The sequence below is a fragment of the Lacrimispora sp. genome (assembly GCF_047605665.1).
Lineage (GTDB): Bacteria > Bacillota > Clostridia > Lachnospirales > Lachnospiraceae > Lacrimispora.
The window spans coordinates 26,738-38,894 of record NZ_JASGFH010000014.1 but is presented as its reverse complement, the minus strand read 5'-3'; the positions used below and the strand labels follow the sequence as shown (position 1 = coordinate 38,894).

Annotated in this window: 10 protein-coding genes; all 10 read left to right on the top strand. The window is 47.1% G+C overall.

Annotated features, from left to right (window positions below):
- Positions 1-86: 86 nt before the first annotated feature.
- Entirely contained in the window at positions 87-1,748 is a 1,662-nt protein-coding gene (locus QM657_RS12465; RefSeq protein ID WP_415066997.1) for a Na/Pi cotransporter family protein, read from the top strand.
- A 40-nt stretch (positions 1,749-1,788) separates the two neighbouring features.
- Positions 1,789-2,478, top strand: coding sequence for a response regulator transcription factor (locus tag QM657_RS12460; RefSeq protein WP_415066996.1), 690 nt, complete (start codon positions 1,789-1,791; stop codon positions 2,476-2,478).
- 15 nt (positions 2,479-2,493) lie between these two features.
- Positions 2,494-3,894, top strand: coding sequence for an ATP-binding protein (locus QM657_RS12455; protein WP_415066995.1), 1,401 nt, complete (start codon positions 2,494-2,496; stop codon positions 3,892-3,894).
- Between the two features lie 37 nt (positions 3,895-3,931).
- A complete protein-coding gene (locus QM657_RS12450; RefSeq protein WP_415066994.1) occupies positions 3,932-4,819 on the top strand; it encodes a DegV family protein in 888 nt (295 codons plus the stop codon).
- Positions 4,820-4,970: 151 nt separating this feature from the next.
- Positions 4,971-5,483: a Gx transporter family protein gene (locus QM657_RS12445; RefSeq protein WP_415066993.1), complete on the top strand. Its 513-nt coding sequence runs from the start codon at positions 4,971-4,973 to the stop codon at positions 5,481-5,483.
- Between the two features lie 91 nt (positions 5,484-5,574).
- Positions 5,575-7,083: a UDP-glucose--hexose-1-phosphate uridylyltransferase gene (gene galT / locus QM657_RS12440; RefSeq protein WP_415066992.1), complete on the top strand. Its 1,509-nt coding sequence runs from the start codon at positions 5,575-5,577 to the stop codon at positions 7,081-7,083.
- Between the two features lie 190 nt (positions 7,084-7,273).
- Entirely contained in the window at positions 7,274-8,311 is a 1,038-nt protein-coding gene (locus QM657_RS12435) for an ABC transporter substrate binding protein (RefSeq protein WP_415066991.1), read from the top strand.
- 148 nt (positions 8,312-8,459) lie between these two features.
- The gene (locus tag QM657_RS12430) at positions 8,460-9,371 is read left to right on the top strand and encodes an ABC transporter permease (RefSeq protein ID WP_415066990.1); all 912 of its coding nucleotides are present in this window, start codon (positions 8,460-8,462) and stop codon (positions 9,369-9,371) included.
- Between the two features lie 2 nt (positions 9,372-9,373).
- Positions 9,374-10,171: an ABC transporter ATP-binding protein gene (locus QM657_RS12425; RefSeq protein ID WP_415066989.1), complete on the top strand. Its 798-nt coding sequence runs from the start codon at positions 9,374-9,376 to the stop codon at positions 10,169-10,171.
- A 156-nt stretch (positions 10,172-10,327) separates the two neighbouring features.
- Positions 10,328-11,917, top strand: a complete 1,590-nt coding sequence (locus QM657_RS12420; protein ID WP_415066988.1) for an SH3 domain-containing protein — start codon at positions 10,328-10,330, stop codon at positions 11,915-11,917.
- Positions 11,918-12,157 lie beyond the last annotated feature (240 nt).

Here is a 12,157-nt window from a genome sequence, read left to right as displayed (position 1 = left end):
TTTACATTGATATGCACGAAACTTTACAAAAACTTGATATATTACTTACATAACGTGTCATATTATGAAAAACTTTGGAGGATACTATGTCAACAGAGGGAATACAGATGCTGTTTAAGTTCATCGGCGGTCTTGGAATGTTCCTGTATGGAATGGATACCATGGCTGACGGACTGCAGAAATCAGCAGGGAACAAGATGCAGCAGCTTTTGGGAGCCTTGACCAGTAACCGGTTGATGGGAGTGCTTTTGGGAACCGGAATTACGGCCATCATCCAGAGCAGTTCCGCCACGACTGTCATGGTGGTGGGCTTTGTAAATGCAGGGATGATCAATCTCCAGCAGGCTGTTGGCATCATAATGGGAGCCAACATAGGAACTACGGTCACAAGCTGGATTGTCTCCATGAACGAATGGGGAGAAATGCTGAAGCCGGAATTCTTTGCTCCTGCCCTTGTTGGCGTGGGGGCGGTCTTAAACCTCTTTGCCAGAAGTGAGAGAAAAAAGCAGGCGGGCATCATATTGGTGGGATTCGGTATTCTCTTTATCGGTCTGGGCTTTATGTCGGACTCCATCACTCCTTACCGGGATGCCCCCGTATTCAGCCGGGCTTTTGCCGTTCTGGGAAGAAATCCCCTCCTTGGAATCCTGGCAGGTCTTGTGGTGACCGGCATCATTCAAAGCTCCTCCGCTTCTGTGGGAATTTTGCAGACTCTGGCTCTTAACGGAATTGTAAACTGGCAGTCAGCCATTTTTATCACTCTGGGACAGAACATCGGAACGTGCGTAACCGCCTTGCTTTCCAGTGTGGGGGCCAATAAGACTGCAAAACGCGCGGCTGTCATTCACCTTCTTTTTAATACGGCAGGTGCCGTTATCTTCGGCGTGATCATGTTCCTATGGTTCCGGTTTAACCGGGCTCTTGCAGTATCCCCCATCAGCAGTGTGGAAATATCCATATTCCATACGGTGTTTAATGTGACCAATACCATCATTTTATTCCCATTTTCAGGGCTTTTAGTAAAGGCTTCCGGACTTTTTGTGAGAAAGGGCAGGCAGCCTGAAGAGGAAGCTTCTGATTTTATTGAAGAAGCAAAACGCCGTCTGGATGACAGAATTTTAGAAACCCCATCTTTTGCCATTGAAAACGTAAATCATGAAGTGGTAAACATGGGATATGCCGCCTTGAAAAATTTTGACGCTGCTGAGAAGGCTCTCCTTGCAAATGACCGGGAGGCGGCAGCACAGGTCCTTAAGATGGAAAAGAGGATCAATGAATACGAAAAAATCATCACAGACTATCTGGTGAAAATAGACAACCTGTCTTTGAATGAGGAACAGCATCTGCAGGTCAGAAATCTTTTCTATACGGTCAGTGATTTTGAACGGGTCAGTGATCACTGTGAAAACTTATCTGAACTGGCAGTGATAAAAGCGGACAGAAATATTGTGTTCTCCCACAAAGCAGAGGATGAAATGAAGGAAATGTTTCGTGCCGTCCGGGCGTCTCTGGAGCACTCCATAAAGGCCAAGGCAGATTCCAGCATGGCCGAAGCCCGTGCAGTGGCTCAGAGCGAAGAACGGGTGGACAGCCTGGAAGAGGAAATGAGGGAAAACCACATCGAGCGCCTTTTCACCCAGGACTGCAAGCCGGAAAGCGGAGTGATTTTCTTAGATGCCTTAAGCAATCTGGAACGGATTTCAGATCACGCTTATAATATTGCCGGATATGTAAAAGATGAAATATAAGGTTGTACAGAACGGTTTTTTGAGATGAAAGGGAGCTATTATGGAACGGATTTATATTATTGAAGACGACGATAACATCAGAGATCTGATCAAAATTGCCCTGGAAGGGTTTGGCTATGAAGTTTCTGCCTTTGAAAAAGCGGAAGATGCCTTAAAAGGCATTGAATCAGATAAGCCTGCCCTGGCAGTGTTTGATTTAATGCTTCCCGGAATGGATGGGCTGTCTGCCATCCGCAGAATCCGGAGCATGGCCTCCTTTAAATATATGCCCATTATGGTCCTGACCGCAAAGGACCGGGAATTTGATAAGGTGGCAGGTTTAGACGGAGGGGCTGACGATTATATGACAAAGCCCTTTGGCGTCATGGAGCTGGCAGCCAGAATCAGAAGCCTTCTGCGCCGCAGCGTGAGAGAACAGGTTCAAGGAGATGAGTTGGAGCAGTCCTTCTTAAGCTTAAATAAGAAGACCAGAGAGGTTTTCTGTCAGGGAACAAAAGTGGAGCTGACTTTAAAGGAGTTTGAGCTGCTCCAGTATTTAATGGAAAATCACAGCAAGGTTGTGACGAGAGACGAGCTTCTAAACCATATCTGGGGATATGATTACGACGGTGAAACAAGGACCCTGGACATGCACATCCGCACCCTCAGACAGAAGCTGGGAGAAGATGGGGGTGCCTGTATCAAGACCGTCCGGGGTGTTGGCTACCGTTTTGTGGGAGCGGAAAAATAGGGAGGTGGAGATCCCATGCGCAAAGCGATTTTTGTCAAGTTCATCCAGATCATTCTGGTGGTGCTGGCGCTCAGCAGCTTTATTTTTTATATTGCCTCCAGCAGCGCTCTGCTTAAGACCTCCAGAAATGATATGCTTTATACCTTAAGAGTCATGGACCGTGTGCTGGATTACTCCGGTTCCCCGGAAGCTATGATAAATGAACTGAGACAGACCTTTAATGACAACCAAAGCCGTTTTACCCTGATCCGGACGGACGGAAGTGTGGTCGCTGACACAGAGGATATCGATGCCTCTGTTTTAGTCAACCATCTGGACCGGGAGGAAGTGAAGGAAGCCCTGGAAAGAGGGGAAGGAGCTTCCAGACGGTATTCCCAGACTCTGAAAGAAAACATGCTTTACGTGGCAGTCCGTTCCCAGAGCTCTGATTATATCCTTCGGATGGCAACTCCCTACACCGGAATGAAGGAATATCTAACCCTTCTTCTCCCGGCAGTCTGGCTCAGTTTTTTTGTGGCAATCATGTATTCCGCTTTTTCCGCAGATAACTTTGCGGGGTCCATCACAAAGCCCCTGAATGAAATTTCCCAGGAAATGCTGAAAGTGAACGGGGACTATGCGGACCTGGTTTTTGAGACCTACCAGTACCCGGAACTCAATATCATTGCAGAAACCATCACGAAGATGTCCGGAAATGTGAAAGAATACCTAAGCCGTCTTGAACTGGAAAAAAAGATACGCCAGGAATTTTTCAGCAATGCTTCCCACGAACTGAAAACTCCCATCACCTCTGTCCAGGGATACGCAGAGCTTTTGGAAAGCGGCATCATCGCGGATGAGGAGCAGAAAAAGGATTTTGTAAGGCGCATCAAAAAAGAAGCCGGAAACATGAACAATCTGATCAACGACATCCTGATGATATCCCGCTTAGAGGCAAAGGAGGCAGAGGTGGTAAAGAGCGATGTGCGCCTGTCCATTCTCCTTGACGATATCATCGCTTCTTTAAAGCCTCTGGCGGATTCCTATGAAGTTGCGATTCATTTAGACTGCAAGCCCCTTGGCATTTATGCCAATGACCAGCAGATGAAAGAACTCTTTGGAAACTTAATCAGCAATGCCATCAAATACAACAAGCCGGGAGGCCAGGTGTGGGTGACAGTGACGCAGGAGAACCGGAATGTGGCCATCCGTGTCAGAGATAACGGCATGGGAATTCCCCAGGAATCCTTAGGCCGTATATTTGAACGGTTTTACCGGGTTGACAAGGGAAGAAGCAAGAAACAGGGCGGAACAGGACTGGGGCTTTCGATTGTCAAGCACATCGTAAACTTTTACCAGGGTTCCATTTCCGTCCGTTCCAAATTAGATGAAGGAACAGAATTTACTGTAATGATTCCAATTCAGAAGAAAATATGATAGAATGGAGTCAATTTACAACAGGAGGTATCCAGATATGGATTCATTTATTTTGTCCTGCTGTTCCACAGCAGATATGACAGAGGAATATTTTAAGGAGCGCCGCATTCCTTATGTGTGCTTTCACTATACAATGGACGGTGTTACCTACCCCGATGATCTGGGAAAGAGCATCCCATTTGATGAATTTTATGACCGGATTGCAAAGGGGGCAACTCCTGTGACTTCTCAGGTTAACGTGGAAGAATACTGCAATTTTTTTGAGCCCTATTTAAAAGAGGGAAAGGACATTCTGCACGTCACCCTTTCTTCCGGCATTTCCGGAACCCATAATTCCGCCTGTGTTGCCAGGGAGGAAATGCTTTCCAAATATCCGGAGAGAAAGATTGCCATTGTCGATTCCCTTACCGCTTCCGTGGGCTACGGGCTTTTAATGGATGCCCTGGCGGATTTACGGGATAAGGGAGCTTCCTTTGAAGAGACCAGAGATTGGGCAGAGGAAAACAAGCTGTTTTTAAATGGCTGGTTCTTTTCCACTGATTTAACCAGCTTTAAGCGGGGCGGAAGGATTTCAGCCACATCAGCCCTCCTTGGAACCGTACTTAATATCTGCCCCCTCATGAATATTGATTTTCAGGGCTGTCTGATTCCGCGTCAGAAGATACGCACAAAGAAAAAAGCCATCCAGGAAACCGTCAGGACCATGGAGGCTCATGCGAGGGATGGAAATGATTACGACGGAAAATGCTTTATGGTTCATTCCGCCTGCGAAGAAGACGCCAGAGAACTGGCCTCCCTTGTGGAGGAGCGCTTCCCCAGGCTTTCCGAAAAAGTGCTCGTAAACAGCATCGGAACCGTCATCGGTTCCCATACGGGCCCCGGTACAGTGGGTGTGTTCTTCTGGGGTGATAAAAGGGTGGATTAAACCTCATTCTCCGGTAATGCAGAAATAAGTCAATATGTTAAGCTCCGGAAAACGGTTTTGTTGAAAATAAAACCGTTTTCCGGATTTTTCTTTTACACAGGGATGAAAGTGTGATAAGATAAAAACCGAAAGAAAAACGAAGGAGACCTTTATGAAAAAGAAATACTCAGCCCATATGGCTGCATTGTATGGAATGATGATTGCCCTGGCATTTGTTCTCAGCTTTGTAGAGACCCTGATTCCCATTTCCCTGGGGATACCGGGAGTGAAGCTGGGCCTCGCCAATCTGGTGACTTTAGCGGGACTTTTCACCGTTGGAATAAGGGGTACAGTTGTGATTTCCCTTCTCAGGATCGTTTTGGCTGGCATGACCTTTGGAAACATGTTCAGCATGCTCTACAGCCTTGGGGGCTGGGCACTCAGCCTTTTTTTGATGGTCATTGCCAGGAAGAGAAACTGGTTTGGAATCTCCGGAATCAGCATTCTGGGCGGAGTGGGACATAACATCGGCCAGATCTGTGTGGCGGCCCTTGTGGTTCAGCAGGCAGGGGTCTTTTTTTATCTTCCTCTGCTGCTTTTAGCGGGCACAGGAGCAGGGCTTGTAATCGGCATTCTGGGCAGCATGATCATCGTGCGGATTAAGGGTTTCATAGAAAAATTATAATAAAGCGAAAGATATTATATTGTTTTGAGCCTTTGTGAAATGTATAATAGGATGGATAAAAGTTGAAAAAGAAACCGGGAGGGATAGCACAATGATTTATGAGGCGATTAACAAGCTGGTGCAGTATGGACTTGACACAGGACTGATTAAAGAACAGGACCGTTTTTATGCTCTAAACCAGATTCTCGATGTGATGAACATGGATGAATACACAGAACCGGAAGGGGATACGGGAGAAATCATCCTGGAAGCCGTGCTGGAAGAACTGCTGGATTATGCCTTTGAAACCGGAGTGATAAAGGAGAATACCGTTACATACAGGGACTTATTTGACACAAAGCTGATGAACTGCTTAATGCCCAGGCCCAGTGAAGTGGAAGGCCGTTTCTGGGAGCTTTACAGTCAGTCCCCTCAGGCAGCAACCGAATACTATTATAAGCTGAGCCAGGATTCCGATTACATCCGCAGATACCGGATTAAAAAGGACATGCACTGGCTGGCTCCCACCAAATACGGCGATTTGGATATTACGGTGAACCTTTCCAAGCCGGAAAAGGACCCCAGAGACATTGCCGCAGCCAAGCTTGCAAAACAGAGCAGCTATCCCAAGTGCCTGCTTTGCATGGAGAATGAGGGTTACGCAGGAAGGACAAACCATCCGGCCAGAAATAACCACAGAGTCATCCGTTTGACCATGAATAACAGCCAGTGGGGCTTCCAGTATTCCCCCTATGTATATTACAATGAGCACTGCATTGTTTTTAACGGGCAGCACATTCCCATGAAAATAGAAAGAGAAACCTTTGTGAAATTATTTGATTTTGTGAAGCTGTTCCCTCACTATTTCCTGGGTTCCAATGCCGATCTTCCCATTGTGGGAGGCTCCATCCTCTCCCACGACCATTTCCAGGGAGGCAATTACACCTTTGCCATGGCAAAGGCCCCCATGGAAGCCTGTTTCCGGGCAGAGGGCTTTGAATCCGTGGAAGCCGGAATCGTTAAATGGCCCATGTCCGTTTTAAGAACCAGAAGCAAGAATCCTGAGGATTTGATCGATCTTGGAACAAAGGTTTTAGAAGCCTGGAGAGCCTATACCGATGAAGAAGCCTTTGTTTTTGCAGAGACAGACGGGGAACCCCACAACACCATCACCCCCATTGCCAGAATGAGGGATGGGCTGTATGAACTGGACCTGGTTTTGAGAAACAACATCACCACAGAAGAATTTCCTATGGGAGTTTACCATCCCCATCAGGAACGCCACCACATCAAGAAGGAAAACATCGGCCTCATTGAGGTTATGGGCCTTGCGGTTCTTCCCTCCAGACTGAAGGAGGAGTTTAAGCTTCTGGCTGATTATATTGCAGAAGGCAAAGATGTGAGGGCCAATGAAACCATAGAAAAGCATGGGGACTGGGTAGAAGGCTTTCTCCCCAAATACGGGACCGTCACAAAGGAGAATGCGGATGACATTATCCAAAAGGAAGCCGGTCTTGTATTTGAACAGGTTTTAGAAGATGCGGGAGTTTATAAATGCGACGAAGCCGGGCGGGAGGGCTTTAAGCGCTTTTTGAGCAGCATCGGATTTAATCAGATATGAATATAAAATCTTTGTAAAAATAGTCCATATTATGCAGGTCAAAATTGTCTAATTTGACAAAAATACACTTTAATGCTTTAAAATCATATAAAATTAAAGTAATAAAATTGACGGGCAGGGATTTTTGTAGTATGATACGAAATATGTTGGTCGCACCGACTATTTTATCAAAGAAAGAGGAGAGAAAGTTATGAAAAAATCAGCAAAAGTATTATCTCTGGTACTTGCCGGAGCCATGGCATTATCTTTATCCGCATGCGGCAGCAAGCCGGCGGAGCCCGCACCTACAGAGGCAACCACGACTGCTGCGGCAGAGGCCACAACAAAGGCAGCAGAGAGCGAAACAGCCAAGTCCACCGACGGAAAGCAGTTTAAAATCGGCGTTCTCCAGTTAGTACAGCATGCAGCTTTGGATGCCACTAACAAAGGCTTTATCCAGGCTCTTGACGACGCAGGCCTCAACTATGTGGCTGATCAGCAGAACGCTTCCGGTGACCAGTCCACCTGTCAGACCATTGCCAGCAAGCTGGTAAACGATGAAAGTGACTTGATCCTGGCCATTGCAACTCCAGCAGCTCAGGCTGTAGCAAATGCCACAAGCGATATCCCTGTTTTACTGACAGCAGTTACCGATCCCGCAGGCTCTGACTTAGTTGACAGCAATGAAAAACCGGGCGGAAACGTGAGCGGAACCTCTGATTTAACTCCTGTAAAAGAGCAGATCTCCCTGTTAAAGCAGATTCTTCCTGATGCAAAGACAGTTGGAATCCTCTACTGTTCTGCAGAGTCCAACTCTGAGATCCAGGCAGCTATGGCAAGAGAAGCCATTGAAAAAGAAGGCATGACAGCCGTTGAGTATACCGTTTCCAACTCCAATGAAATCCAGACCGTTGTTACCTCCATGATCGGAAAGGTAGATGCAATCTATACTCCTACCGATAACGTAATCGCAGCAGGTATGGCAACTGTAGGTATGGTAGCCAATGAAAACGGACTTCCTGTAATCTGCGGAGAAGAAGGTATGGTAAATGCCGGCGGTCTTGCTACATATGGCATCGACTACTATGAGCTGGGCTACTTAACCGGACAGCAGGCAGTTAAAATCCTGATGGAAGGCGCAGACATTTCCACAATGCCGATCGAATACCTTCCTCTTGACAAGTGCAAGCTGAGCGTAAACGAAGAGACAGCCAAGCTTCTGGGAATTGATGTATCCGGCTTAAAGTAATAGGAAACAATAAATAAATGAGAAGCAGGCGGAGGTCTGGGACCTGCCGCCTGCTATCCATAGATGCTTTACATAAAGAATGGTGAAGTCATTTTTTATGTAAGGCATTTATGCCTGCGAAAAGAGAAATAATTTGGAGGAACAATTGATGAGCGGTTTGATGATATCCCTTCAGGACGCAGTAGCCCAGGGCGTTTTGTGGGGAATTATGGTGTTGGGTGTTTATATCACTTATAAGCTTTTGGATATTGCGGATTTGACTGTAGATGGAAGCTTTGCAATGGGCGGCTGCGTATGCGCCGTGATGATACTGGTTTTTAAGGCAGATCCCTGGGTTGCCCTGGCAGCGGCGGCACTGGCCGGAATGGCAGCCGGAACCGTGACCGGACTGCTTCATACGGTCTTTGAAATTCCCGCTATCCTGGCCGGAATTTTGACCCAGATCGGCTTATGGTCCATTAACCTGCGTATCATGGGCGGAAAGAGCAATGTGCCTCTTTTAAAAACAGAAACTATCTTTATAAATTTTATTGATATGACAGGAATGAACAGACAGGCGGCATCTTTGGTCATCGGAATCGGCATTGCCATTGCTGTGAGCGTGCTTCTTTACTGGTTTTTCGGAACCGAAATCGGAAGCGCCATGCGCGCCACCGGCAACAACGAAGCCATGATCCGTGCCCAGGGTGTGAATACCAACATGACCAAGCTTTTAGCCCTTGCCCTCAGCAACGGTCTGGTGGGACTGTCAGGCGGACTGGTATGCCAGAGCCAGAAATATGCGGATATCGGTATGGGAACCGGAGCCATCGTCATCGGTCTGGCTGCCATTGTCATCGGTGACGTGCTTATGGGGCGTATGCGCTCCTTTGGAAGCAAGCTGGCTTCCGCCATTGTGGGCTCTGTCATCTACTTTGTTATACGTGCCCTCGTTTTAAGGATGGGTATGGATGCCAACGATATGAAGCTGTTATCGGCTGTCATCGTGACCGTGGCCCTTTGCGTTCCGGTTATGATGAGAAAATGGCGTCTTAAGAAATCTTATACAGAAGGAGTATAATCATGCTGGATATAAAAAACGTCAGAAAGACTTTCAATAAGAATACGATTAATGAAAAGAAAGCGTTAAACGGCATTGACCTCCATTTGAATGAAGGGGATTTTGTCACGGTGATCGGCGGAAACGGAGCCGGAAAATCCACCATTTTAAATATGATCGCCGGTGTTTATCCCATCGATTCCGGAAGGATTGAAATTGACGGAATCAACATTTCAAGGGAACCGGAGTATAAGCGTGCCAAATACATCGGAAGAGTGTTCCAGGACCCCATGCTGGGAACGGCTGCGGGGATGGAAATCCAGGAAAATATGGCTCTCGCTTACCGCAGGGGACAGACAAGAGGCCTTAGCTGGGGAATTAAAAACAGTGAAAAAGGATTTTATCACGAATCCTTAAAAAAGCTGGGCTTAGGGCTTCAGGACCGGATGACCAATAAGGTAGGACTCCTTTCCGGAGGTCAGAGACAGGCCCTCACCCTTTTGATGGCAACCCTTCAAAAGCCGAAGCTTCTTCTCCTCGATGAGCACACGGCAGCTCTCGATCCCAAGACAGCCAAGAAGGTTCTGGAAATCACAGAGGAAATTGTGGGCGAGCAGAAGCTCACCACCCTCATGATCACCCACAACATGAAAGATGCCATCCACATCGGAAACCGCCTGGTCATGATGCATGAAGGCCGGATCATCTATGATGTTTCGGGAGAGGAAAAGGCCAGGCTGGAGGTGGAAGACCTCCTTAGAAAATTCGAGGAAGCCAGCGGCGGAGAGTTCGCCAATGACAGGATGATGCTGGCAAAATAGTTTTTTTTCATCTCTTTTTCACAGTTCTGTAACATAAAATTAATAATTTTCTACGTTGCAAATATCGCAAACATTGACAAATTATGATATAATGTGCAGACAGGCTCGGTCTGAACCGGACTTCTTTTAAAGATTGAAGATGGAGAAAAACGCAGAATGGAAAACAAAGACGAACAAAAAGATTACGTAATCCGTTTGGATAGAGCACGTAAGAGAAATAAACAGGACGACCGTAAGAAGCTTTTATTATACGGAGGCGGAGCGGCTCTTTTCCTGCTTCTGGCCTTTGCTGCAAGCTCTGCCATGAAAAAAGGCGCATCAGCAGGCCCGGCTCCTTTGGCTACCGGCTCAGAGGCCCTGGCCGTGGAACCGGAGGCTCTGGCTCAGTCAGAAGAAGCCGCTGCCCTGGAAAAAGAAGCAGAAGAAAAGGCGAAAGTGATCAGTTCCTATACAAATCTGGGAATTGTACAGGTATCCGGCTACTTGAATGTGAGAAAGGAACCGGGAACAGAGGCAGACGTGGTTGGAAAGCTGCAGGGAGACAGTGCCTGCGAGATTTTAGAGACCCTGGATTCCGGCTGGTACCGCATATCCTCTGGCGGAATTGAAGGCTATATCCACTCCGAATACGTTCTGACCGGAGAAGAAGCCATGAAAAAGGCAAAAGAGCTGGTTAAGCTGAGAGCCATTGTTCAGGTTGATAACTTAAACATCAGAAAAGAACCCTCCATATCTTCGGATGCAGTGGGACAGGGTTTGATGAATGAACGGTATGAGGTCATAGACCAGACGGAAGGCTGGGTTAAAATTCCTTCCGGATATATGTCAGCGGACTATGTGAAGCTGGAATACTCCCTCAATGAGGCGAGAAAACTGGATTTAAAGGCCATGATCTTTAATATGTATAAGAACATCGGCATTTCCAATGTGGACAATTATTTAAATGTCAGGGAAGAGCCCAGCGAAAGCGGAAAAGTCATTGCAAAGATGCCCAGCAAGGCTGCCGGAGACATTTTAGAGACTGTGGAAGGCGGCTGGTACAAGATTCAGTCTGGCCCCATCACCGGCTATGTGAAGTCGGATTATATCCTGACCGGGCAGGCGGCAAAGGATGAGGCCATGAATGTGGCTGAACTGATGGCGATTGTCAATACGGATATGCTCAATGCCAGGGCAGAACCGTCCACAGAGTCCAAGATATGGACCCAGATATCCAATAATGAACGTTACCCTGTGTTACAGCAGATCGACGGCTGGATTCAGATTGAGTTGGAAGAGGACAGCAGCGCTTATGTGTCCACAGATTTTGTGGATGTGCGGTATGCCCTTCCTCTTGCCATCAAATTCTCTCCGTTGGAGGAAAAGGCCAATGCCGAGAACTCTCTGCGGACCCAGATGGTCAACTATGCTCTTCAGTATTTGGGAAATCCCTATGTATGGGGAGGAACCAGCCTGACAAAGGGTGCTGACTGTTCCGGTTTCACCCTGTCCGTTTACTCCCGCTTTGGAATCGGTCTTCCCCATTATTCCGGGGCTCAGGCAGGTATGGGCAAGGCGGTAAAATCTGCCGACATGAAGCCTGGAGACTTGCTTTTCTATGCCAACAGCAGCGGAACCATCAACCACGTTTCCATGTACATCGGAAACGGCCAGGTGGTCCATGCAGCCAGCAGAAGAAGCGGCATTAAAATTTCTACATGGAATTACCGTTCTCCAGTGAGAATCAGAAATATAATCGGCGATTAATGAAAAATAAAACTTCCGGATAAGAACCTGGCTAAGCTTAAGTTCCTGTCCGGGAGTTTTTTGCCTTCTCTCCCGGTTTTGCATATTTTCGAGGCTTTCTCCGCATGATAAGGAAACCACCAAATTTACAGCAAACAGGAGGTTTTTACATTGAAAGATTGCGAACACAGCAAAAAGGACCGGGACAAAGACCGGAAAAATGCAGATCAAAAAGATATAGATCAAAAAGATACGGATCAA